The organism is Halorussus ruber (genome assembly GCF_004765785.1).
GTDB lineage: Archaea > Halobacteriota > Halobacteria > Halobacteriales > Haladaptataceae > Halorussus > Halorussus ruber.
In genome coordinates, this window is the sequence record NZ_SBIT01000007.1 from 257,143 (window position 1) to 280,254 (window position 23,112).

26 protein-coding genes are annotated in these 23,112 nt (G+C 66.1%); 13 read left to right on the forward strand and 13 right to left on the reverse strand.

Features of this window, described 5'->3' with window-relative positions; all coding sequences use genetic code 11:
- Positions 1-99: 99 nt before the first annotated feature.
- Positions 100-528, forward strand: a complete 429-nt coding sequence (locus tag EPL01_RS12550; protein WP_135825607.1) for a DUF5791 family protein — start codon at positions 100-102, stop codon at positions 526-528.
- A gap of 58 nt (positions 529-586) precedes the next feature.
- Here EPL01_RS12550 and solA read toward each other — a convergent pair whose 3' ends face one another.
- Positions 587-1,777 (reverse strand): N-methyl-L-tryptophan oxidase, encoded by a 1,191-nt coding sequence (solA, locus tag EPL01_RS12555; RefSeq protein WP_135825608.1) that lies wholly within the window; start codon positions 1,775-1,777, stop codon positions 587-589.
- A 328-nt stretch (positions 1,778-2,105) separates the two neighbouring features.
- Here solA and EPL01_RS12560 point away from each other — a divergent pair, with 328 nt between their 5' ends.
- Together EPL01_RS12560 and EPL01_RS12565 are read left to right on the forward strand one after the other, a co-directional pair.
- Positions 2,106-4,019 (forward strand): ATPase, T2SS/T4P/T4SS family, encoded by a 1,914-nt coding sequence (locus tag EPL01_RS12560; RefSeq protein ID WP_135825609.1) that lies wholly within the window; start codon positions 2,106-2,108, stop codon positions 4,017-4,019.
- Positions 4,016-5,767 (forward strand): type II secretion system protein, encoded by a 1,752-nt coding sequence (locus EPL01_RS12565; protein WP_135825610.1) that lies wholly within the window; start codon positions 4,016-4,018, stop codon positions 5,765-5,767. Before EPL01_RS12560 ends, EPL01_RS12565 begins: the two co-directional genes overlap by 4 nt.
- A 379-nt stretch (positions 5,768-6,146) precedes the next feature.
- On the opposite strand, the gene EPL01_RS12570 is transcribed toward EPL01_RS12565, so the two are convergent.
- Entirely contained in the window at positions 6,147-6,674 is a 528-nt protein-coding gene (locus EPL01_RS12570; protein WP_135825611.1) for a DUF7311 family protein, read from the reverse strand.
- Entirely contained in the window at positions 6,671-7,150 is a 480-nt protein-coding gene (locus EPL01_RS12575; protein WP_135825612.1) for a DUF7310 family coiled-coil domain-containing protein, read from the reverse strand. The genes EPL01_RS12570 and EPL01_RS12575 overlap by 4 nt, the downstream gene beginning before the upstream one ends.
- A gap of 174 nt (positions 7,151-7,324) precedes the next feature.
- On the opposite strand from EPL01_RS12575, the gene EPL01_RS12580 reads away from it, so the two are divergent.
- The 3 genes from EPL01_RS12580 to EPL01_RS12590 all read left to right on the forward strand — a co-directional run bounded on the left by EPL01_RS12580 (position 7,325) and on the right by EPL01_RS12590 (position 9,244).
- Positions 7,325-8,404 (forward strand): tubulin/FtsZ family protein, encoded by a 1,080-nt coding sequence (locus EPL01_RS12580; protein WP_135825613.1) that lies wholly within the window; start codon positions 7,325-7,327, stop codon positions 8,402-8,404.
- A gap of 78 nt (positions 8,405-8,482) precedes the next feature.
- A complete protein-coding gene (locus EPL01_RS12585; protein WP_135825614.1) occupies positions 8,483-8,788 on the forward strand; it encodes a toxin-antitoxin system TumE family protein in 306 nt (101 codons plus the stop codon).
- A gap of 39 nt (positions 8,789-8,827) precedes the next feature.
- Complete coding sequence (locus EPL01_RS12590) at positions 8,828-9,244, forward strand: HVO_A0114 family putative DNA-binding protein (RefSeq protein ID WP_135825615.1); 417 nt, start codon at positions 8,828-8,830, stop codon at positions 9,242-9,244.
- A gap of 2 nt (positions 9,245-9,246) precedes the next feature.
- Here the strand turns inward: EPL01_RS12590 and EPL01_RS12595 are convergent, their stop codons facing one another.
- Together EPL01_RS12595 and EPL01_RS12600 are read right to left on the reverse strand one after the other, a co-directional pair.
- A complete protein-coding gene (locus EPL01_RS12595) occupies positions 9,247-10,590 on the reverse strand; it encodes an alkaline phosphatase family protein (RefSeq protein WP_135825616.1) in 1,344 nt (447 codons plus the stop codon).
- A 162-nt stretch (positions 10,591-10,752) separates the two neighbouring features.
- On the reverse strand, positions 10,753-11,718 hold the full coding sequence (locus EPL01_RS12600) for a transcription initiation factor IIB (protein WP_135825617.1): 966 nt from the start codon (positions 11,716-11,718) through the stop codon (positions 10,753-10,755).
- A 175-nt stretch (positions 11,719-11,893) separates the two neighbouring features.
- Here EPL01_RS12600 and rnhA point away from each other — a divergent pair, with 175 nt between their 5' ends.
- Together rnhA and EPL01_RS12610 are read left to right on the forward strand one after the other, a co-directional pair.
- Complete coding sequence (gene rnhA / locus EPL01_RS12605; protein ID WP_135825618.1) at positions 11,894-12,487, forward strand: ribonuclease HI; 594 nt, start codon at positions 11,894-11,896, stop codon at positions 12,485-12,487.
- Complete coding sequence (locus EPL01_RS12610; RefSeq protein WP_135825619.1) at positions 12,480-13,055, forward strand: DUF7108 family protein; 576 nt, start codon at positions 12,480-12,482, stop codon at positions 13,053-13,055. Before rnhA ends, EPL01_RS12610 begins: the two co-directional genes overlap by 8 nt.
- Before the next feature lie 27 nt (positions 13,056-13,082).
- Here the strand turns inward: EPL01_RS12610 and EPL01_RS12615 are convergent, their stop codons facing one another.
- On the reverse strand, positions 13,083-13,439 hold the full coding sequence (locus EPL01_RS12615; protein WP_135825620.1) for a PadR family transcriptional regulator: 357 nt from the start codon (positions 13,437-13,439) through the stop codon (positions 13,083-13,085).
- A 225-nt stretch (positions 13,440-13,664) separates the two neighbouring features.
- Here EPL01_RS12615 and EPL01_RS12620 point away from each other — a divergent pair, with 225 nt between their 5' ends.
- The 4 genes from EPL01_RS12620 (at position 13,665) to nreA (ending at position 18,080) form a co-directional block, all read left to right on the forward strand.
- Positions 13,665-14,198, forward strand: a complete 534-nt coding sequence (locus tag EPL01_RS12620; RefSeq protein WP_135825621.1) for an inorganic diphosphatase — start codon at positions 13,665-13,667, stop codon at positions 14,196-14,198.
- Positions 14,199-14,294: 96 nt separating this feature from the next.
- Positions 14,295-15,410 carry a DHH family phosphoesterase gene (locus tag EPL01_RS12625; RefSeq protein ID WP_246045691.1) on the forward strand — a complete coding sequence of 372 codons (1,116 nt, stop codon included), beginning with the start codon at positions 14,295-14,297 and terminating at the stop codon, positions 15,408-15,410.
- A 140-nt stretch (positions 15,411-15,550) separates the two neighbouring features.
- Positions 15,551-16,609 (forward strand): hypothetical protein, encoded by a 1,059-nt coding sequence (locus EPL01_RS12630; protein WP_135825622.1) that lies wholly within the window; start codon positions 15,551-15,553, stop codon positions 16,607-16,609.
- Positions 16,610-16,820: 211 nt separating this feature from the next.
- On the forward strand, positions 16,821-18,080 hold the full coding sequence (nreA, locus tag EPL01_RS12635) for a DNA repair protein NreA (RefSeq protein ID WP_135825623.1): 1,260 nt from the start codon (positions 16,821-16,823) through the stop codon (positions 18,078-18,080).
- A 15-nt stretch (positions 18,081-18,095) separates the two neighbouring features.
- Here nreA and EPL01_RS21695 read toward each other — a convergent pair whose 3' ends face one another.
- A complete protein-coding gene (locus EPL01_RS21695) occupies positions 18,096-18,674 on the reverse strand; it encodes a hypothetical protein (protein ID WP_168215904.1) in 579 nt (192 codons plus the stop codon).
- A gap of 150 nt (positions 18,675-18,824) precedes the next feature.
- On the opposite strand from EPL01_RS21695, the gene EPL01_RS12645 reads away from it, so the two are divergent.
- Positions 18,825-19,046: a hypothetical protein gene (locus EPL01_RS12645; RefSeq protein ID WP_135825624.1), complete on the forward strand. Its 222-nt coding sequence runs from the start codon at positions 18,825-18,827 to the stop codon at positions 19,044-19,046.
- Positions 19,047-19,056: 10 nt separating this feature from the next.
- Here the strand turns inward: EPL01_RS12645 and EPL01_RS12650 are convergent, their stop codons facing one another.
- From EPL01_RS12650 to EPL01_RS12675, 6 genes are all read right to left on the reverse strand, one after another.
- Positions 19,057-19,506 carry a DUF302 domain-containing protein gene (locus tag EPL01_RS12650; RefSeq protein ID WP_135825625.1) on the reverse strand — a complete coding sequence of 150 codons (450 nt, stop codon included), beginning with the start codon at positions 19,504-19,506 and terminating at the stop codon, positions 19,057-19,059.
- Between the two features lie 152 nt (positions 19,507-19,658).
- Complete coding sequence (locus EPL01_RS12655) at positions 19,659-20,339, reverse strand: CPBP family intramembrane glutamic endopeptidase (protein WP_246045692.1); 681 nt, start codon at positions 20,337-20,339, stop codon at positions 19,659-19,661.
- Position 20,340: 1 nt separating this feature from the next.
- Entirely contained in the window at positions 20,341-20,631 is a 291-nt protein-coding gene (locus EPL01_RS12660) for a DUF5789 family protein (protein ID WP_135825626.1), read from the reverse strand.
- Positions 20,632-20,756: 125 nt separating this feature from the next.
- Positions 20,757-21,053, reverse strand: coding sequence for a DdfA family disk-determining factor (locus tag EPL01_RS12665; RefSeq protein ID WP_168215905.1), 297 nt, complete (start codon positions 21,051-21,053; stop codon positions 20,757-20,759).
- A 116-nt stretch (positions 21,054-21,169) separates the two neighbouring features.
- Positions 21,170-21,757 carry a plastocyanin/azurin family copper-binding protein gene (locus EPL01_RS12670; protein ID WP_135825627.1) on the reverse strand — a complete coding sequence of 196 codons (588 nt, stop codon included), beginning with the start codon at positions 21,755-21,757 and terminating at the stop codon, positions 21,170-21,172.
- Positions 21,758-21,799: 42 nt separating this feature from the next.
- On the reverse strand, positions 21,800-23,092 hold the full coding sequence (locus tag EPL01_RS12675) for an amidohydrolase (protein WP_135825628.1): 1,293 nt from the start codon (positions 23,090-23,092) through the stop codon (positions 21,800-21,802).
- Positions 23,093-23,112: the final 20 nt, after the last annotated feature.

The window sequence follows — 23,112 nt, forward strand, 5'->3', positions numbered from 1 at the left end:
GCGAAAAACGTAGATGGCGGTTCGTCTCTAAACACTCTCCCGACGAGTCACCGCTATCGAAGTGAAACCCCTTTCAATCGCGGTCACGTCGATTCGGGTATGCTCTACGACGATATCGAGGAGCCCGAGGCCACGTCGCCCGACGAACTCCGCGAGGAGTACGCCGCCGAACTCGCCGCAATCGTCGAGGCGGAGGGCGTCGATGCGGTCGCCGACCGGACCGGCGTGGACCGCGAGACGGTCGAGGCGCTGGCCGCGGGCGAGGCCGGTGACGTGCAACTGGAGGACGCCGCCGCCGTCGCCGCGCTGGCCGAGGACGCGCCGCCGCAGGACGCCATCGTGGCCGAGGTCCGCGACAACCTCCTGATGGGGATGACCACGGCGGTCCTCGACGTTGACACCATCGCGGCCGAAATCGACGCCGACATGGACGGCAAGCAGGTCCACCAGAAAGTCGAGGGCCGCGCGCCGATGACCCTCGGAGAGTACGCGACCATCTATCACTTCATCGCCAGTCGCCAGCAGTGAGGCCGCGCTGGAGAATCAAAGGATTAAATAACTGCTCTAAAGCAATATTTTGTTTTCCTTAAGAAATATATAGATTGTCGAACCGGTCGATGGCGAACTGCTCGATTGGGTGGTCGGTCTCGCCCTCGGCCGCGAGGTCTGCCAGAATATCCCCGACCACGCTCGAAAACTTGAACCCGTGGCCCGAGAACCCGCACGCGACGGCGACCTGCGGGTATTCGGGATGGGTGTCGATGATGAACCGCTCGTCCGGCGAGTTGGTGAACAGGCAGGTCTCCAAGCGCGTCGTCGGCCCCGCGGCGTCGGCGAAGTAGTCCTCGGTGTACTCCCGCAAAATTGCCTCGTCGGTCGGAGTCGGTTCGCGGTCCATCTCGTCGGGGTCTACGACCTCCTCGCGGTGGTTGTACTTGCCGATTTTGAACCCCGGCACGCCGTGGACCGGGAAGCCGTAGAGGTACGCGCCGTCGTCGCACCGCAGGGAGAAGACGGGGAAGGAACCGGGGTCGAATTTGTCGCGCTCCTCGGGTTGAAACCACCCGAGGACTTGGCGCTCGGGTTCGAGGACGGGAGCCAGTTCCGGCAGGAGGTCGCCGGTCCACGCGCCCGCCGCAACCACCAGCGAGTCGGCCTCGTGGGTTTCCGTGCTTTCACCGCGCTCGACCTCGACTCGGACCCCGCCGTCGTCCAGCGGCGTCCAGTCGAGAACCTTCGTCCGGGCGTGAATCTCGGCCCCGCGGTCGTAGGCCCCTTCGACGTGGGCCACGATGCAGTCTTCGGGCACGAGAAAGCCGCCCTGCGGCTGGAAGACGGCCCTGTACTCCTCGGGCACGTCGTAGCCGGGGAACCGGTCGTTCAACGCCGCGCCCGACAGCACGTCGTGGTCGAGACTATGCTCCCGGCAGGCCCGGCGCGCGCCCTCGAAGATGTCGCTCTCGGGCGGCCCGACCGCGATCGACCCCGTCTCGTGAATCAGGTCCTCGCCCAGCGCCGCCCACTCGTCGTAGGCCGACCGCAGCAGGGGCACGTAGGAGGGATGCTCGTAGTACGCGAGGCGGATGATACGAGAGAAGCCGTGCGAGGAGCCCTGCGAGTGCGGGATGTTGTATCGCTCGACGCCCAGCACGTCGAGGCCGCGGTCCGCGAGGTGGTAGGCGGCCGCGCTCCCCATTCCGCCGACGCCGACGACGATGGCGTCCCTGCGTTCGGTTTCGGAATCTGGGGCGTTGGCCGTGGTTTCAGTCTCGGTCATGACCGGCGACACGTCGGCGCGGGGGTTAGGTTCTCGGGTTCCGTGAAGAATTGTGAGCCGTAGTGTTCAGCTGTGCCGATACCCCGTCAGCGGGATGGTTAGGGCCTCGAAAGCCCTCGCGCGGTTCGCGGTCGCCCTTTCAGTCCACCGAGGCCCAGACCGCCCCGCACAGCACCGCCACCGCACCGCGCCCCGAACCTCCCCGCCGCTCCCGCGCAGAACTGCGCGGGGGCGGCGCGTCCCGTGGATTGTGACAATTCACGAAATAATCGATGCGACCACCCATCACGCGAGAGTTTAAATCCGAGGAGGCGACGACTCCGGGGCCATGCGAGACCTACTGGCGCGATTCCGCGAGGACGAGGCCCCCGACTGCGCCTGCGAATCGACCATCGAGGACGACACCCTGCTCCTCGACGCCGCAGACTGCCCCGGCGCGGGCGACCTCGGGGCCGAACCGACCTGCCGAGCGACCGCCGTCCGCGCGCTGGCCGACCGAGAGGCCGAGGCGGTCGTGACCCGGACGAAGTGCTTGGAACGAACCTACGAGGACGAGGCCGCGGCGCTCCTCGTCGCCGCCGGGCGATTCGTCGAGCGCGCAGCCTTCTACGACGAGACCCTCGCGGCGCACGGCGAGTCCGACCCGCTCGGGGCCGCCCGCGCCGCGGTGGGTCGCGCGGGACCGGTCGGCCGAATCGTCGCCGAGACCGGCCTCGCCGAGTGCGCCCGCAGAGTGGACGACTACGAGGAGGCACTCCGGCCCTTCCTCGGTCCGCCGATTGCAAAAGCGCGGGTGGCCGCCGACCCGCCGCCAGACGCCGCGCTCGCCGAGACCCGCCGACTCGACACGGGCGCGACGGTCCGAATCTACGACGACGAGCGCGCGCTCCGGACCTACCACCTCGAACCGGTCGAACACGGCTTCGACGCCGCGGCGCGCGAGGTCCTCGCCGACGCCTACGGACTCCTCGCCGAGGGGGCGGTCTCCTCCGGCGAGCGCGCGCCGGGCCGGGCAGTCCGGCGCGTCGTGGATGAAAGTGCAGGTGAAGACCGGGATGCCGACGCACCGGTCGAAGCCATTGCCAGCGCGCTCCGCAAGCACACCCGGGGCTACGGCGTGCTGGCCGACTTCTTCGCCGACCCCGCGGTCTCGGACGTGTTCGCCACCGCACCGGTCGGCGAGAACCCCCTGCGCGTCTCGGCTGACGGCGAGCGCATGGGGACCAACGTCCGACTGACCGAGACCGGCGCGCAGGCCCTCGCCTCGCGCTTCCGGCGCGAGAGCGGCCGGGCCTTCTCCCGGGCCGCGCCGACGCTCGACGCGACCGCCGAGGTCGCTACCGGAGAGGGCACGATTCGCGTCGCTGGCGTCACCAATCCCGTCAGCGACGGGCCGGGGTTCGCCTTCCGCGCTCACGACGCGACGCCGTGGACCCTGCCCGCGCTGGTCGAAAACCAGACTGTCCCCCCTGACGCCGCGGCACTCCTCTCGCTGGCCGTCGAGCGCGCCGGGGCCGGACTCGTGGCCGGGCCTCGCGGCGCTGGCAAGACCACCCTGCTGGGCGCGCTCTGCTGGGAACTCCCCGCCGAGACCCGGACCGTCGTCATCGAGGACACGCCCGAACTCCCCGTCTCCGCGCTCCAGCGCAGAGGGCGGGACGCCCAACCCCTCCGGACTGAAACCGGCGACGGGCCGGGCCTCGCGCCCCCCGAAGCCCTCCGGACCGCGCTCCGATTGGGGGAAGGTGCCCTCGTCGTCGGGGAGGTCCGAGGAGAGGAGGCCGCGGTCCTCTACGAGGCCATGCGAGTCGGCGCGAGCGGTGACGCGGTCCTCGGGACCATCCACGGCGACGGCGGCGAGGGAGTCCGCGAGCGCGTCGTCTCGGACCTCGGCGTCCCGGCCTCGTCGTTCGCCACGACCGACTTCGTGGTGACGACCGAAGCCGTCTCGACTCCCGCGGGTAAGCGCCGCCGCGTCAAAGCCATCGAGGAGGTGGTCGGCGGCGACCGGTTCGAAAGCCTGTTCCAAATCCGCGGGGACGAACTCGCCGCCACGGGCCGCATCGACCGCGGGAACAGCGCGCTGGTCGCGTCGCTGGCAGATCCCGACGAGTCCTACGCCGAGGTGCGTGAGGCCGTGGCCGAGCGCGCCGCCCTCCTCGGCGAACTCGCAGATGGCGGTCGGACCTCGCCGAAAGCAGTCGTCTCGGCCTACGCGAATCGCGGAGGAGATTCGTCGTGACTCGGATTCAGTTTGTCCTCGCCCTCCTCGCGCGGTGCTGTCCCCGGGCTGTCACGACTTCGGACGACGAACTCGCCGACCTCCGGCGGGCGCTGGCCTACCTCGACTGGGGGACGGACGCCGAGGAAATCGTCCGGGCGGGCTACGGGGCCGCGATGCTGGCCGGAATCACGGGGATTGCGGGAATCGCAGGGACTGCGTGGCTCCTCGGCGCGTCGGTGGCTCCCGGTTCGCTCCGCGCGCTGACTCCCGCTCTCACCCTCACTGCGGCCGGGGCGCTCGCCGTCGCGCTCGGTGCGATTCAGGTCTCCCGGCGCGGGCCGATTGCGCTGGCGACTGCCCGGCGGACTGCGGCGCTCGGCGCGGCCCCCGCGCTGGTCGCTCGGGCCGTCCTCCGGATGCGGGTCGAACCGGCGAGCGAGCGGGCGGCGGCGTTCGCGGCGCGAGGTCCGGGGGCGCTGGCCGACGACCTCGCCGAGCGCGTCCGGCGCGCCGAGGGGACTCCTCGGTCGGGCCTCGGGGACTTCGGGTCGGCCTGGGCCGAGTGGAACCCGCCGCTCCGGCGGGCCGCGTTGCTGGTCGAGGCCGCGGCGGACGCTCCGGCGGGAGAGCGAGAGGCCACGCTCGACCGGGCGATGGACGCGATTCTGGATGGCACGCGGGACAGGATGGCCGCGTTCGCCGAGGAGGTCCGCGGGCCGACGACCGCGCTCTACGCCTTCGGAGTCCTCCTCCCGCTCGCGCTGGTCGCGGTGCTTCCCGCGGCGCGGGTGGCCGGACTTCCGCTCTCGATTCCGGTGTTGGTGGCGCTGTACGACGTGGTTCTGCCCGCGGTGCTGGTCGGGGCGGGCGCGTGGCTGTTGGTCCGGCGACCCGCGGCGTTTCCGCCGCCGGAGGTCTCGCGCGAGCATCCCGAGGTGCCCGAGAGGAGCTTGTTGACGCTCGGAACTGGCGCTTGCGTCGGGGCGGCGGCGCTCCTCGGGACCGCGCCGCTCCCCGACTGGACGCGCTGGCCCGCCGCGGTCGGGTTGGCGGTCGGCGCGGGACTGGTGGTCCGGTTCCGGCCCGTGAAGCTGGTCAGGGACGACGCTCGCGCCGTGGAGGCCCACCTGACCGACGCGCTCTACCTCGTGGGGCGGCGCGTCAGCGACGGCGAGGCCGTCGAGTCGGCGATTGCCGCCGCCGCGCCGGAGGTCGCGGGCCGGACCGGCGAGATGCTTGCCGAGACGGCGGGCGTCCAACGGCGGCTTCGCGTCGGGGTTCGGGCGGCGTTTCTGGGCGAGTACGGCGCGCTCGCCGACGTGCCGAGTCCGCAGGCCCGGAGCGTGGCCGCGCTGCTGGCCATCGCGGCGCGAGAGGGTCGGCCCGCGGGCCGAGCGGTGGTCTCGATGGCCGACCACGTCGAGGACCTCCAGCGCGTCGAGCGCGAGGCCCGGCGGGAACTCGCCAGCGTGACGGGCACCCTGCGGAACACGGCGGGCGTCTTCGGACCGCTCGTCGGCGGCGCGACCGTCGCGCTCGCCGACGGGATGGCCGCCGGGACGCTCGGGAAGCCGCTCCCGACCGCCGCGCTGGGGCTGGCGGTCGGGAGCTACGTCCTCCTGCTCGCCGGGATTCTGACCGCGCTGGCGACCGGGCTGGAGCGGGGCTTCGACCGCGCGCTCGTCGGCTATCGGGTGGGGCTGGCGCTCTGCTCGGCGGTCGGCGCGTTCCTCGCGGGGTTCGTCGGGGCCGGGTTTGCGGTGTGAGGCGGCTTCGGGGCGGTTTCGCGCCCGAGAACGCAGGCCACGGAGTGCACTCGGCCAATCAGCCGACCGGATGCGCCGGAACTGCGCTCGGCCGCATCGGTGCTGTCGCGGCCGAGCGCAGTTACCAGCGGGGAGGGACGGGGCGCGGTGCGGTCGCGGTGCGGCGGCAGTTGCGGAGCGGTCGCGGTGCGGTGGCGGTTGCGGAGCGGTTGCGGTTGCGGAGCGGTTGCGGTGCGGCGGCAGTTGCGGAGCGGTCGCGGTGCGGCGGCGGTGACTCCTGTGTTCAAGCCTGAAGCTAGCTCTGCCACGCAAAGCAATCTCTATAGGTGCTAAGAAAATAAACATAATTTCAAAGAATAGCTCTACAATTCCGAAGCCGCTATCGAACCGCGACGACGACGATTCGACGCCCGTCCGCGCGGACCAGTCGAAGCGTCACCTCGTAGGTCGCGCCGCCGCGGAGGACCAGCGCCCGCGAGTCCGCAGTCGAGCGAGTTCCGTCCCGAACGCCTCGCCCCGTCCCGCCACGAACGACTCGCAGGTCGGCCCCGACCCGGCGGACGTGACGACGGCCACCAGCGACTCGGAAGACGAGGATGTCGCGCGCGGCGGTATCCGCCTCTGACACCGACCCCCGTTCGTCCGCCGACGCGCCGTCGGGCACCCCGCCGAGCGCGACGAACGAGAGCGGGGCCTCGGTCGCCGAGTCGCCGGGGAGCGACAGCGTGAGCGTCCGGCGCGCGCCGGGGGCCTCCTCGCGGGCCAACTCCTCTACGGCGGTCCCGACTCGGTCGAGTTCGCGCTCGGTGAGTCGCTCGGTCCTGCTGGCGCGGGCCTCCTCCAGCGCCGGGGTCGTGACGGCGACGAGCGCCACCGCGAGCGCGACCCCGAGGAGGACCCGTATCACGAGAGCCTCCTCGAAATGCGGACGAGGAGGCCGGAGTCGTCGCTCTCGGGGGGAGTGTCGGACGCGCGTTCGCCGGTGCGACTCCGGCGCTCGCGGTCGCACCGACACTCGCACTTGCAGGTTCGAAGGCGGCGACTCGCGGGTTTCTCCGCCGCGCTGTCGTCCGGCCCGCTCTCGCCCGGTTCGGCCTCGTCTAATCGGGCCTCGACCGACTCGGCTTTCGCCAGCGCGGCGTCGGCCCGGCGCTCGACCGACTCGTTGACCGCGCGGACATTGCCGACGTAGCCCCGGAGGGCTTGGGTCGCGGCGTCGAGGTCAGCGAGGCGCTCCTCGGCGTCGTCGAGTCGCCCGGCGAGTCGTTCGACCTCGCGGGTCAGTTCGGCGGCGTCCCGCAGGTCGGTCAGGTCGCTGTCGTCGTCGGTCAGCGCGCGCTCCACGGCGCGGAGTCGCCGGTCGAGCGTGTCGCGGTCGGACATACGACCGTTGGCTTCGCCTTCGGATTTAAACCTACGTCCGCCGAAATAGTGATAAATATCCAATACTTCCGTCATGTCCGTAACGTAACCGGAAATACCCGATTTCAGAGGTTACGGGTACCGAATCACGCAGACGCCGGAAGGTTGATTAACCGTCAATTCAACCCAACGCCCATGAAAGTCGTCCTGATTGGCGTCGGACAGGCCGGGGGGAAGCTAACCCAGCGGTTGGCCCAGTACGACCAGCAGATGGGTTTCGGTGCGGTACAGGGAGCGCTCGCGGTCAACTCCGCCGAGGCGGACCTCCGGGAGTTGGACCTCGATACCGTCCTCGTCGGACAGGACCGCGTGAAGGGCCACGGCGTCGGCGGTGACAACGAACTCGGTGCCGAGGTCATGCAGAGCGACGCGACGGAAGTGATGGACGCCTTGGACGGCCGCATCACCGCCCAAGCCGAGGCCATCTTCGTCGTGGCCGGACTCGGCGGCGGCACCGGGTCTGGCGGCGCGCCGGTCCTCGCGCGAGAACTCAACCGCGTCTACGAGATTCCCGTCTACGGCCTCGGCGTCCTCCCCGGCCGGGGCGAAGGCGCGATGTATCAGGCCAACGCCGGGCGCTCGCTCAAGACCCTCGTCCGCGAAGCCGACGCGACCCTCCTCATCGACAACGACGCCTGGCACACCTCCGGCGAGAGCGTCGGCGAAGCGTTCGACAAAATCAACCAGAACATCGCCCAGCGCGTCGGCCTGCTGTTCGCCTCCGGCGAAGCAGTCGAAGGCGTCGGCGAGAGCGTCGTGGACTCCAGCGAGGTCATCAACACCCTCCGGTCGGGCGGCATCGCCACGCTCGGGTTCGCCAGCGCCGAGGCCGCCGAGGACGCCGAGGCGAACGTCAACACCGTGACCTCCATCACCCGGAAGGCGCTCCTGAGCAATCTCAGTCTCCCGAACGCGGTGGAGGCCGACTCGGGCCTGCTCGTCGTGGCGGGCCAACCCGAGGCCATCCCCCGGAAGGGAGTCGAGCGCGCCCGGAAGTGGGTCGAAGACCAGACCGGCAGTCTGCAGGTCCGGGGCGGGGACTTCCCGCTCGACAGCGGTCGGCTGGCCTCGCTGGTCCTGCTGGGCGGCGTCGAGCGTTCGGACCGCATCGAGGAGTTCCTCGAACGCGCCAAGGAGGCCAGCGAGCAGGCCGACGAACCGAAGCAGGACCCGGCCGAGAAGTTCCGCAACGAGCAGTTAGACGACCTGATTTAGCGGAACCGGTTTCTAACCAAGTTCTGTTGGCTCCGATGCCAACATTAATGTTGTTGGCAGTAGTACCATCATACGTCGATGGCTCCGAGCGACCGTGACGATGTCGTCGTCGTTTTCGACCGCCGCCGTGACTTTGGTACCGAAATCGTGAAACTCCGCGTTCTTCGGGTTCCGCGCTCGGAGAAGTTCCCAGAGGGAGTCAAGTACGCATACCACTACGCAGAGAAAGGAGCAGACGCCCCGTATCTCCGGTACGATAATCACCATGGAGTACACGAACGACACGAAGGTGAACACGTCGAAGAAATCGAGTTTCCGGGATACGAAGCGTTGCTCCGGCAGTTCGCTCGAGAAATTCCCGTCCACCTCGATTTGCGCCGCTAACTCGGTCGCAGGAGTCAGAAAGGACACTTCCACGCCAGTATGACCGAACCAGAAACCCAACCCACGACTCTTACGATTCGCGTCGAGTCGGCCGAATCGTTCTTCGAAGACGCCTTAGACGACCTCGAACGACTCGGTGACGACGAAGTTTCAGAGACTCACGTCCTCAGCCTCCCCGACGAGGAGGCCCTCGACCGAGTGCTGAGTCCGAAGAACTTGGAATTGCTTCGGACGACGGTCAACGAAGAGCCAACGAGCGTCAGGGAGTTGGCCCGTGCTGTCGAGCGCGACGTGAAGAACGTCTCGACTGCGGTCAACGAACTCGCCGAACTCGGCGTCCTCGAACTCGAACAGGACGGACGTGCGAAGCGACCTGTCGTCTGGTACGACGAAATCGAGGTCCGGTACTCGCTCAGGAACCCGGACCTCGGCGGACGGTCCGCTGGCCTGTCGTAGCCTCAGACCAGGCTCTTCCCGTCGAACTCGCCAGCGTCGTACTCCATCTCCATCAGGTCGAGGATGGTCGGCGTGATGTCGTAGAGGTCCACGTCCCGAACCGTCGCCTCGGGGTCGTCGATGAACAGCGAGGCGTTGTCGAAGCTGTGCATCCCGTTGCGGGGGCCGTGGCCGAAGACGCCGTCGTGGCCCTTGAATCCGGCCTTGAGGTCGAAGCCGTAGTTCGGGATGGCGACGAGGTCGGGCGCGATGTCCTCGTGGTCGCCGCGGAAGGCCTCCTCCTTCTCGACCACGCGGTCACAGACCTTCTCGCCGTTGGGGCCTTCGAGGTTTTCGAGGGCCTCCTTGAGTTGGGCGCGCTTCTGTTCGTACTCGCTCTCGGGGACGCTCCCGCGGGGTTCGCGGCCTTCGAGGTTGATGTAGAACCGGCCGGGAATCAGCGAGTAGGCCTCGGTGTCGTCCGAGATGTCGCCCAGCTCCTCGTGGTCGTCGTCCTCGTAGGAGAGCCACCCCTCCTGTCGGAGCCACTCGTTGAAGTGGACCTCGTAGTCGAGGCTGGTGAACCCGTGGTCGGAGGCGACCATCATCGTCACGTCGTCGGGGAGGTTCTGGCGAATCTCGCCGAGGTAGCGGTCGACCTTCTTGTAGAAGTCGAGGAACTCCTCTTTGTACTCGCCGTCCTCCTCGTAGTGCTTGTAGAGGAAGTGGTTGACTCGGTCGGTCGTCATGAAGACGCCGAAGAACAGGTCCCAGTCGTCCTCCTGGATGTAGTGTTTGAACGCCTCGTAGCGGGCGTCGAGGGTCTTGTGGGCGTTCTCGATGAACTCCGACTTGTCCTCGTCGTGGCCCAACTTGGCGTTGGCGTCGATGCGGTAGTCGGTCGACTGGAGGTATTCGCGCATCTCGTCGGGGTAGGATGCCTTGTCCACGCCGGGCGAGAGGAAGCCCGAGACCATGCGCTGGACGTTGCGCTGGGGCGGGAAGGTGACGGGGACGTTCATCACGGTCGCGTCCCGGCCCGCGTCGGCCACGCGGTCCCAGAGGCGGGTCGCCTGCACGTCGCGGCCCATCGGGACGTAGGTGTCGTAGGAGCCGACCTCGCGGTCTTGGAAGCCGTAGACGCCGGTCTGACCGGGGTTCACGCCGGTCGTGAGCGCGGGCCAGCAGGCCGACGACTCGGGGGGAACGATGCTGTCGATTGCGCCCGACGACCCCTCGTCGGCGAGCGCGCCGAGATGCTCGAACTCGTCGAAGTGGTCCTCTAAGAAGCTGTACGGAACGCCGTCGATACCGAAGAAGGCAACGCGAGGCTTGTCGTCGCCACGAATCCTATCGAAGAGACCCATGTACCCCGATACGACGGGGCGCTACAAGAAATTTCTTTTCGTCGGCACGGGCTTCGACGTGAACGATGATGAAGGATTCCGGCGGCGCGGCTGGTCGAATCGGCCGACGCTCGACGCTGGCAGAAGGCCGCGAGGAGTCGGTCGAACCCGATTGTCGAGGCGTTAGCTGTGGATGCCCATCGCCTCGATCTGTTCCTGATAGCGGTTCCGGATGGTGACTTCGGTGACTTGGGCCACGTCGGCGACCTCGCGCTGGGTCTTCTTCTCGTTGCAGAGCAGCGAGGCGGCGTAGATGGCGGCGGCCGCGTATCCAGTCGGGGACTTGCCCGACAGCAGGCCCTCCTCGGCGGTGGTCTCGATGATTTCGTTGGCCTTGGTCTGGACTTCTTCGCTGAGTTCGAGTTCAGAACAGAATCGCGGGACGTACTTCTTGGGGTCCACCGGTTTCATCTCCAAGCCGAGTTCCTGGGAGATGTAGCGGTAGGTCCGACCGATTTCCTTTCGTTCGACGCGCGATACCTCCGAGATTTCTTCGAGGCTTCGCGGGATGCCCTCCTTCCTGCAGGCCGCGTAGAGCGCGGAGGTTGCGACGCCCTCGATGGAGCGTCCTCGAATCAGGTCCTCCTTGAGCGCTCGTCGATAGATGACTGAGGCCACCTCCCGCACCGACCGCGGGACGCCGAGCGCCGAGGCCATGCGGTCGATTTCGCTGAGCGCGAACTGGAGGTTACGCTCGCCCGCGTCCTTGGTCCGGATCCGTTCCTGCCACTTGCGCAGGCGGTGCATCTGACTGCGCTTCTTCGAGGAGATGGACCGACCGTACGCGTCCTTGTCCTTCCAGTCGATGGTGGTCGTCAGCCCCTTGTCGTGCATCGTCTGGGTAGTAGGGGCACCCACGCGGGACTTTTCCTGCCGTTCCTGGTGGTTGAACGCGCGCCACTCAGGACCGGGGTCGATCTGTTCTTCTTCGACGACGAGGCCGCAGTCGTCACACACAAGTTCCGCCCTGTCGGAACTCTTTACGAGGTTGTCAGAACCACACTCGGGGCATTCCCGTACACCCTCTGACTCATCCTCGGTTTGCTCCGCCTCGGCTTGGCGCTCCCGCTGGCGAGTGGACCGTGTCATCGCACTTTTATAGTAGTAGTGCGGACGCACTTAAACCCTCGCCCGGTAATAGCTCCTTTCTCGAAGGTCAAAATAAGCCACGAGCGTCCTTCGTTCCGAATCCGGCCGATATTTAAAATGACCCGCGGAAATCGCCATCGGAAAGTGTATAAGCGGGTATCGTGGAACAGACGCCATGCCCGTCATCGAGTGCGACGTGGACGCTGCCCGCGAAAAACTGGTTGCCGCAGGTGCCGACGTGTCGGCGGGCAACTCGGAACACGAGGAGTGGCGCGCGGAGTACGGCGACGCTAACGCGGTCGCCTACGACGAGAAAGTCGTGGTGCAGGGGTCGAACCCCCAGGACATCGAGACGATTCTGCGAGACGAGGGCGGTCACGCCTACGTCTACTTCGACGGCGCGAGCAGGGGGAATCCCGGCCCCGCCGCCGTCGGCTGGGTCATCGTCACCAGCGACGGCATCGTCGCGGAGGGAAGCGAGACCATCGGGCGCGCGACCAACAATCAGGCCGAGTACGAAGCCCTCATCCGCGGCCTGCGCGCGGCCCGAGACTACGGCTTCGACTCGGTCGAGGTCAAGGGCGACTCCCAACTCATCGTCAAGCAGGTCACTGGCGCGTGGAAGACCAACGACCCGGAACTCCGCGAACACAGGGTCACGGTCCGCGAGATTCTGACCGACTTCGACTCGTGGGAGCTACAGCACGTCCCGAGAGAGATAAACGAGCGCGCCGACAACCTCGCAAACGAGGCGCTCGACGATGCCTGAGTCCGAATCCGACGACACCGACGACGCCGACGCAGAGCTTCCAGAATCGACCGTAGAGCGCGCCGAACGGCTCACTCGACTCGCGCGCGACGCCGTGGACGACTCGGAGGCCGCGGCCTACCGCGAGGAGCGGGCGGAACTGCTGGCGGACCACGACTTCAGGGCGCGCGTCCGAGACGACGACACGGGCGCGACGCTCGTCCTCCACCCCGCCGAGTGGAAGGAAGACGGTACTATCCGGCCCGAGCGCATCGAGGACACGACTCGCGCGGTCGAGATTTCGCTGTCCGGGCCGGGCGACCCCGACGAGTGGGACGACGTGGACGAACACAATCGAGAGCTCGCGGCGCGCGTCCGAGAGACACACGGCGACGTTCACGGCGACAACGCCGCCGCGTTCGCGGACTTCATGGGCAACCACTACGCTCGGCCGATGGACGCGGCGACCAGCGGCGAGGTGGAGGAGTTCCTCGACGAGTACTTCCCCCGGAACGCGTGGCCGTCAGAAAAGCAACGTGCGGTCGTCGAAGAGTCTATCGACCTCGTGTTCGAGGCCGCCGACGAGTAGTCGTCGCTGTATCGTCGGGAGTCGGTACTATTCGTTGTCTGCGACGAGGTCGCGGACCTGGTCGCCGCGGTCCTCACCGGTAACGAACTTCGAGAGCGTCCACTGAAGGGCGTCTACGACGACGGCGAGGCCCTCGTCGGTGAGTTCGTACTGGTTGGTCCGCTTGTCGAGTTCGCTCTTCTCGACGTATCCCTTCTCGACCAGCGTGTCGAGGTTGGGGTACAGGCGGCCGTGGTTTACTTCTTCACCGTAGAAGTCCTCCAGCTCGCGCTTGATGGCGAGACCGTACATCGGCTCCTCGGAGAGGATGGTGAGGATGTTCTTCTGGAAGGCGGTGAGGTTGCGCGCGGTACTCGTCTCTGTGAGTGTCTGTGCCTCTGACATAGACTCTGACACCCTGCGATTTGTCACGATGGTATTTAATCCTTCCTCACTCGGTCGGAGGTTCCGTAGTTTATCGGCGAGTTGTATCACCGATTTTTATGTATCTTAAGTTCCCGGCCGAAAATTGGCTTTAGCTGTCACGCAGTTTTCCTCTTTTACTGGCAGTACCGATAGCCCGATGCCGAAAGGACTTTCCGGACTTCGGACGGATTCTCGGACTGCAACATGGCTAACCTCTGGGAAGACTTAGAGACTGGACCGAACCCGCCCGAGGAGATTTATGCGGTCGTCGAGTGTCTAAAAGGCGAGCGCAACAAGTACGAGTACGACAAGGACATTCCGGGTGTCGTCCTCGACCGCGTCCTCCACAGCAACGTCCACTATCCGAGCGACTACGGCTTCATCCCCCAGTCCTACTACGACGACGAGGACCCCTTCGACGTGCTGGTCCTCGTGGAAGACCAGACCTTCCCCGGCTGCGTCATCGAGGCCCGTCCGGTCGCGCTCATGAAGATGGACGACGACGGCGAGCAGGACGACAAGGTCATCGCCGTCCCCTCGGAGGACCCCCGGTACGACAACGTGCAGGACGTCGAGGACCTGACCGAACAGCAGAAGGACGAAATCTCGGAGTTCTTCGAGACGTACAAGAACCTCGAAGCGGGCAAGCAGACCGAGACCCTCGGCTGGGAGGACAAGCAGTCCGCCCAGGACGCCATCGAACACGCGATGGACCTCTACGAGGAGAACTTCGCCTAACCCCCGGATTTCTCCGGCCATTTCCGGTTTCTGATAGTCTCAGACGCCGGATAACTGCCAGAAACTATTTCACGGTGGCCTGAACAAGCCGAATCGATGGCTTTCGGGTCTGCGCTCGGCGGTGCCGAGATGATTATCGTAGCCGCGACGCTCTTGCTCTCGGGCGGACTGGTCTTCTACGCCGCGCAATCGGTCACCGACTGGCGACGGGACGACGGCGACGAACCGGTCGACGCGCTCAAGCATACAATCGCGGGCCAGAACCGGGTCGCCCTCGTGGTGCCGGAAGGCCCGAGTATCGACGCCTTAGCCGCGGCGGTCGGGTTACAGACGCTCTGCACCGAGTGGGGCGTGACCGCCCACCTGTTCGCCGAGGGACCGGTCACGGGCGAGGACAGCAAGACGTTCTGCAACATCTTCGACCTCGAACTCACGGTCATCGGCGACGGGGCCGACGAACTGACCGACGCCGACGCCGCAATCGCGGTCGGCGGCGGTGGCGGCGTCCCGCGACTCTCGAACAACCCGCCGGTCGTCGCCGTGGTTCGCCACCGGCCCACCGCCGAGGAGAACATCCTCACGGTGACGCCGACCGACGACGGCGCGACTGCGACCACGGTCACGCGCCTGCTGGAATCCGAATCTGTCGTCCCCGACCAGCGGGTCGCCACGGCGCTCCTCCACGGGATTCGGGCCGGGACCCGCGAGTTCCGGCGCGCGAACGGGACTCACGACTACGAGGCCGCCGGGTTCCTCCACACCTACGCCGACCTCGGGCGCATCGAGGACCTCCGGTCGCCGGGCATGAGCGGCGACACCTTCGACGTCATCAGCGACGCCATCGCCAACCGCGAGCGCCGGGCGAGCTTCGCCGTCACGAACGTCGGCGCGGTCCCCTCGGTCTCCGCCCTCGAAGAGGCCGCCGACACCATGCTCCGCCTCGAAGGCGTCTCGACCGCCGCCGTCTTCGGCATCCACGAGGAGACCATCGTCGTCTCCTGCCGGGCCGAGGACGTGCGAACCAACGCCTTCGACATTCTGGACTCGGCGTTCGAGACCAGCGAGACCACCGGCGGGAACACGGACGCCGCGACCGCGAGAGTTCCGCTCGGCCTCTTCGCGCAGGTCAACGGCCAGCACGAGGAGACCCTCGACATGCTCATCGACGCGAGTACCCGAAAGGCGCTGTTCGAGGCGTTCGAGAGTTCGTAACTACTGGCGGGTCGTATCTCCCCCGACACGCCGGTTTTCGGGGTTTACAGTTCAGCGAATCGCTCTATCGTCGAGAAACACGAAACTCGTGCATTCACACATCATCGCTTTTTTACGTTCTTTCTGTCACGTTCACTATCATGGTTCGCGCCGAACCGTACTCTCTCTGGGTCGAACGAGTCTCTCGATGGTTACGGTTCGACCGAATCTCGGCCTGTTTCCTCGACGATGAATCGTACGCGCCATATCTGTTCGTCCTTACTCTGGTCTTTATCGACGTCCCGGTACTCTCGACTATCGGCTATCTCGTCCACGAGGGTGAAACTGTTCACCCGCTACTGGACTACTCGTGGTGGTTTCTGGTTCCGCTCGGACTAGTCGTCGGAGTCATCGGCATCCGCCGGATTCGGTCGGAGTTCACCGACGCAGTCGAGAAGGTGGGTCAAGGAGACGGCAACATACGCGTCTCAACCCCGCGTCGCTTCCGTTGCGCCCTCTTTGTGTTTGCACTCGTGCTGTACTACGGAATCATCGCCCAGAACCTTCCACAGTTGTTACTCTCGGAGGGGAAAATCATCGGTGCGGTCAAGTGGGTGGTGCTCATTCCAGCCGGATACGTGACGATAATCGTGGAGTTGTTCTCCGTCTACGTTCACGGACTCCTCTTTCTGCCGCTCGCCATCGACCGGCGAGACGTTCCCCTCGACTTTTCTGATCCGAAGAAGCTCGGTGGGATGGAACCCGTCGGCTCGCTGCTCCTCACGGGGACTAACTTCTACTTCTTAGGTTTGACTCTTTGGACCGGAACGACAGTTCTCGGCCCTCTTACCGGGATTTACGGTGCAACTAACTCAGCCCCGGGTAGAGAATCTATCGCCTTCTTCGTGGTGGCATGGTTCACCGGTATTTTCCTGTTCCTCTTCTCGCTGTATATTGTCGGCAAGAACACTCGCAGACGAAAAGAGGCCGAGATTAGCAGAACGATTCGGGAGATTCAGCGGTGTGGGCGCGGTCCGACTGCGTTTACGGGGAACGGGTTCGATACCGAGAAGGGGACTGCCGAGTGCGTCCGACTGTACGTCTACCTCGATTGGATAGACCAGACGGAGACGTACCCGGTAGACGTCGAAAAGATGTGGACGATGTTTGGGAGCATCGTACTCCCGGTATCGCTAAAGTTACTCCCGTTCGTCGTATGAACTGTCCCCGGCGGTTGGCACCGTCCGTAGATTCAAATACCGAGCCGCGGCCAACCCTGTCCGTGACCTGAGAGTCGCCGCGAGGAGGCCAGCGAAATCGGCGGTGCGACCTCCTCGCGGTCGGACAGCACCACCTGCAAGCCCTATTCGGATAGCGACTGCTGGACCGCGCGAGTAAGGTTCAAATCGCTCGGGTCCCAAAGAGCGACGAATGCGTCTCGACGAGTACATCGAGGGTCTCGGCCCGGACGAATCCGACCGCAAGCGTCGCCTCGCCGAGGAGAAGTCCTACGAGATTCTCGACTACGTCGAGGACTTCCAGGACCGCTTCTCGGAGGTCACGCAGGGCGACTCGCTGGTCGGCAGCACTTCGCCCTCGGTGTTCGTCGGGCGGTCGAACTACCCCGACGTCTCGACGGGCATCCTCTCGCCGGTCGGCGAGGAGGACCGCGCCTCGGAGTTCACCACCGACAGCGAGTGGTACGAGCGCGGCCTCGACATCGACAACGTCCTCCAGTACCGGACCGGCCTGTTGAACTCGAACCACTCCGCGAACGTGGACAACGTCAGCGACGCGTGGGACGGGTTCGTCGGCACCCAGCGCGAGGTCGCAATCGCCGACCGACCGGTGTACGTGGAAATCGGCCTCTCGGACTCGCTGGACCTCGATTTGGACGTGGACGATATCACGACCCCGACCGGCCCCTCGGCCCGCGCCACGTCGGCGGACCTCACCGAGAACCCCCACGTCCCCCGGCCCGTCAAGAAGACTTTGGAGGACGACGACTGGCAGGCGCAGGGCGCGATGACCTACCTCTACCGGAGAGGCTTCGACGTCTACGAGATCAACGACATCCTCTCGGCGGGCGCGCTCGGCAGAGGCCAGAACCGGCGACTCGTCCCGACGCGGTGGTCGATTACCGCCGTGGACGACACCATCGGCCAGTTCCTCCGGGGCCAGATTCGGGACCGGCCGAGCGTCGACCAGACGCGGGTCTGGGTCAACGAGTACATGGGCAACCGCTACTGGGTCGTCCTCACGCCCGGCCAGTGGGAGTACGAACTGGTCGAGATGAAGGCCCCGGGGAGCATCTGGAATCAGGACCCCAACGGCGAGACGTGGATGGGGAGCGCCCACGAGGGCTACGAGGGCCGAACCGGCTACGTCGAGGAGACCGCCGGGGCCTACTACGCCTCCCGGCTCGCGGTGCTGGAACACCTCGAATCCATCGGCAGGCAGGCCAAGTGCCTCGTATTGCGGGAGGTCTCGGACGACTACTGGGCACCGGTCGGCGTCTGGCAGATCCGCGAGAGCGTCCGCAACGCTTTCGAGGGCGAACACGGCGTTGCAGAGACCTTCCACGGCGCGGTCCGCGAAATCGCGCCGCAGCTACCGGTCTCGCTCGCGGCACTCCGGCGCAAGTCCCACATGCTCTCGGGCCTGCAAGCGAACCTCGCGGACTTCTCCTGACGCCTGTCTCGTTCGTCACTCCTCGCCCTCTGGGTCGCCGTCGATGTCCAGCGTAATCGTCAGCGGTCCGTCCGACTCCGCTATCTCGATACCCCCGGAGTAGCGGTAGTCGTCCACCGGGTCCTCGTAGCCCTGGATGGTGCCGCCGACCTTGCCCCGGACGACGTTGTCCTCGATGGTGTCCACGCCGAGCGTGCCAGCCTCCTCACCCGCCTCGACGCGCCCGGAGACGCGGAACTCGTAGCCGACGCGCTCGTCTGGGGCTTCGAGCGTGATTACGTTCGAGAGGTCGCCTTCCGTCGTGTCTCGCACCAGTTCGTCGTCCACGTAGACCTTTCCGGGACCGTCGAGGCGGAGGCTCACGAGTTCGCCCGTGAACCGGAACGAGTCCTCGCCGCCGTCGGAGACCTCGCCCTTGGCCGCGGTTCCGCCGAGGACGGCGTCCCGGTCGTCGGCGGCCTCGCCGCGCTCGACCGACCCGCTCACCCGGAAGGTGTAGCTGACGGTCTCACCTTCGGCCGCGCGAACGACGAGTTCGCGGCCTTTCTGTGCGCGGTCCTTCTGTGCGCTCGCGGGGTCGGTGTCGTCTGTCACGGCGAATCCCGTTCCGAATCAGTCGTCCCGACGGAAACGTTCGATTGTCCGTTCGTGACACGACGCCCGTAAATCCGAGTCGTGTTCTCCCTAATCGAAACCGCCTCGCGCGTGAGAAGACTTATTCCGCTGGTCGAACCAGTTCCGCACATGGTCCCCCTGTTCCTCGGCCTGCCCGGCGGGATGGAGTTGCTGGTCGTCCTCCTCGTCGCCGTCATCCTGTTCGGCATCCCGCTGGTGTTGCTCGGCGGCGGCCTCTACCTCTACCGGTCCAGTCAGTCCGAAAGCGCACCGGCCGAAGAAATCGAGGCCCTCCGCGAGGAGGTCCGGCAGCTCCGCGAGGAGATTCGGGAGTCCGACGACGAACGATAGGTATCGACGACTACGCGGCGTCGAGGTTGGCGAACGCCTCGTCTACGAACTCGCCCGTGTCGCTCACAATCGTCTCCCACTCGTCGTCGTCGGGAGCCATGCCGACGAGGCGGGCGATTTTCATGATGCTGACGTGGTAGACGGTTTGCCTGCCGGGTTCCTCCTCCCAGACGACCACGTTGCACGGGAACAGCGCGCCGATGCGGTTGTCGCTGGCGTCGAGCGCCCGGTCTGCCATGTTCGGGTTGCACGCCCCGAGGACGTAGTAGTCGTCGCGGCCCGCGTCGATTTTCTCGTTCAGCAGGTCGGACGCCGAGAACTCGGTGGCGACGCCGAACCCCGCGTCGGTGAACACCTCGCGGACGTGTTCGACCGCCTCGTCGTGGTCCATTTCGAGCGTCGCGCGCTCCTCGCCGATGTCCTCGTCGTCGAGTGCCGTCGGGTCGATCGGAAGCGTCATGCCTGACTCGCTTCGCCGCGGACGATGATAAACTCCGTTCCCGGTAGTGGAGTTGGCGCTCGCACGTAAGAAATTAAAATGTTGCTTAAGGATATTTGATTGTTGCTCAAAGAGTTGTTCTGGTTTCTTTCTCGCCCGAGCGGGCCGACCGACTAAATCGGAATCGGGAGCCACGAGAGCCATCGGACGACCCGTTCAGGGGCGATCAACGGCGGGTGAAGCACCAGCCAGTCCAGCACGCCGAGACCGACGCCGTGGGCAACGACCGACGGCAGGATGGAGTTGCTCTTGTAGTCCACCGCGCCGAACAGCACGTCGGTCGGCCCAGACAGCATCAGTTCGATGGGCGGCTTGTACATGTGGTGGAAGGCGTAGACCACCGGGCTGATGAACACGCTCTTGAACCCGATTTCGCGCACGCCGACGCAGAGCAGACCCCGGTAGTAGGTTTCCGCCGCCAGCGCGACGACGAACTGGGCGACCGCGTGGGGGAGAAACTCCCCGAGCGCGGCGCTGGTCTCCCACATCGGGTAGTAAGCCCGAATCGTCGGGAGCGAGGAGCCGACGACGTAGAACGGGACGACGAACAGCGAGAGCAGAATGGTGTTGCGAATCGCGGTCCCATCGACGCGGTATCCGAGGTGGCGGCCGTGCCGGACTGCCAATGCGAGGGGTGCGAGAATGTAGACAATCGTGTCTCGAACGAGTCGCTCGTCGAGTCCGCGCACGTCCCACGACATCCACACGGCGGTCAGGACGGCCCCTGCGAGGAGCGCGCGCTGGACCCAACTCAGCCGGGCGACGCCCCGGCGGACCGACCGAGCGACCGACACGCTACTCGTCGGCGGTCGGGATGGGTCCGGTGCCGACGACCGACCGGACCTCGTTGGTGAACTCGTGTTTGCTCTGGAAGTACGTCTCGTCTACCGACTCCAGCACGTCGGCCAGCTCGCGCGGACCGTCGGGCGTCCGGATGACCGCGCCCTCCTCTTTGCGGAGGATTTCGCTCTTCTGAATCGGCCAGTAGAGCCGCGAGGCGACGCGCGCGAGCGGCGCTCCCTCGACGGGTTCGCCCTCGCCGAGTTCGACGGCAGGTTCTGCTTCTTCCTCGTTGTCCTCAGCCATACGCCGCGATTCGAATCCCGAGGGATTAGTGCTTTCGGAAAGACCTTTTCGAGCAGTCGCTCGCTGGTCGTGGTCGCGCTGGTCGTGAGCCGGTGCGCCTGATAGCGCGGATAACCGCGGTCGGGTTACTCTCGGACGACGACGTGGCCGTCGCTGTAGACGGTGACTTCGTAATCGAGGAGCGAGAATACGACGTGGCCGCTACCGCGAGGCATTCCGTTGTGTCGGTCGCTGAATAAGTTGTCGAGGGCGTCGGGGTCGATTTTCTCGTAGAGCGGAGTGCCGATCTCGGCGGGGTCCACACCGGCGGCGTCCGCGACCGCGTCGACGACCGCGGCGCTCAGCGGTTGGTCCCGGTCGTAGGTCTCGCTCTCGGTAATACCGTGGGTCTCGTTAGGATTCTCGGTCGCGTGTTCACTCATTTGTCATCTGCCTCCGTGCAATCGAAGCTACTCAACTTTGCCCCATCAAGGTATAAAAATTCACCGTATACCATTTGAACAAGTTGGAATCGTGTCAATAGTAACGACGAGGTCGGCTACTCGGTCTCGTAGTCGCCGCCGTACTTCAGGAAGAAGTAGGCGAGCGCGATTATCGACACCATCGCGGCCATCGTCACGATGCCGATGACTCTCGCGCTCTCGGGGATGGCGGGGACACCGCCGCCGTCGCCGCCCTCACCGCCGCCGCCCGCGTCCGCCGAGACGGTGAGTTCCGCGACCATCCCGGCCGTCTCGTGCGGGATGCAGAAGTAGCCGTAGGTCCCTTCGACCTCGAACGTGTGCTGGTAGGACTCGCCGCCAGCGACGTCACCTTCCGGGTAAGCGTCCCGCGCGGCCTGCTCGCTGTCGAATCCGCCGGAGGCGAAGTACTCGGCCTCGTCGGGAATCTCGTCCTCGTAGGCAGTCACAGAGTGACCGACGGTCCCGACGTTCTCCCAGACGACGGTGGTTCCGGGTGCGACAGTCGCCTCGTCCGGGTCGAAGACGAGGTTGTCGGTCATGTCGATGGTGCGCTGGTTGCCCTGTGCCTCGGCCCTGCCCGCGGCGTAGGACGACGCGACGGTGCCCGCGGCCGCACCGAGAAATCCCCGCCGAGAAACTGCTGTGGAACTGTCTTCCTCCATCGAGAGGTATCTCTACCGCGACGGGCAAAGTTGTTGCCCCGATTAGGGCCGTTCCGACGCGATTGTCCGAATCGCGTCGGCCAGCACGTCGATGCCAATCGGCAGGGAGTCCTCGTCCACGTCGAAGGTCGCGGTGTGGTGGCCGCCGGGGTGGTCGGTGCCGACGCCGACGTAGGCCGCCTTGCCGCCGTTCTGCTGGACGGTCCGCATCAGGTAGGTCGCGTCCTCGCTCCCGCCGAGTTCGTCGCGCTCGACCACGTTCTCGACGCCGCCAGTTTCGCCCGCCACGTCGGCGACGATGGAGACCAGCGCGTCGTCGCTCTCGGCGCTCGGGGCCTCGCCGTTGGTCGTGAGTTCGACCTCGCAACCGTGCATCTCGGCGGCCGACTCGATGACGCGCTCGGCCTTCGCCTTCATGTAGTCTTTGAGTTCGGTGGTCTCGCCCCGGACCTCGCCCTCAACGAAGGCCTCCTCGGGGATGATGTTGGTCGCGGTGCCGCCGCCGACCTTGCCCGCGTTGACCCGAGTCGCGCCCTCCTCGTGGCGCGGAATCGAGTAGAGGTTCTGGACCGCGGTCGCCATCGCCTGCACCGCGTTCTCGCCCTCGTTGGGTCGGCCGCCAGCGTGGGACGGTTCGCCCTCGAACTCGGCTCGGAAGTGACTGACCGCCAGAAAGCCGTCGAGGCCCGCGACGACCTCGCCGGTCGGGTGGTCGAGGCCGATGTGGGCCGCCAGCAGGTAGTCCACGTCTTGAAGGTGGTCGCTCTCGGCCATCGACTTTCCGCCAGCAATCATCTCCTCGCCGGGTTGGAAAAAGACCTTGAGCGTGCCCTCGAAGTCGCTGTCCTTCACGGCCTCGATGACGCCGAGGCCGATGGTGGCGTGGGCGTCGTGACCGCAAGCGTGCATCGCCCCCTCGTGCTTCGACCGGAAACCTTCTTGGACAGGGGCGTGGTCGTCGTCAGTCGATTCCGCCCGGAGGAGGCCGTCGATGTCTACGCGGAGGCCGACCGTGGGGCCGTCTTCGGGGTTTTCGCCGTCGAGGACGGCGACAGCGCCGGTGTAGCCGCCTTCGAGTTGCTGGAGGGTTTCTTCGTCCGCGCCAGCTTCGCGGGCCTGTTCGTACCACTCGGCGAGTTCCTCGTCGTCGGGGACCGCCATGCGTTCCTCCTCGGCGATGGCGTCCCGGCCGACGTGCAGGTCGTCTACGCCGATTCGTTCTAGCTCCTCGACGATTCGGGCGGTCGTGTAGAACTCCCGCCACGCGGGTTCGGGGCGCTGGTGGAGGTCGCGTCGAATCTCGACCAGTCGGTCGCGTTCTGCCTGTTGGCTCATGTGGGTTCGGAGGGGCGCAG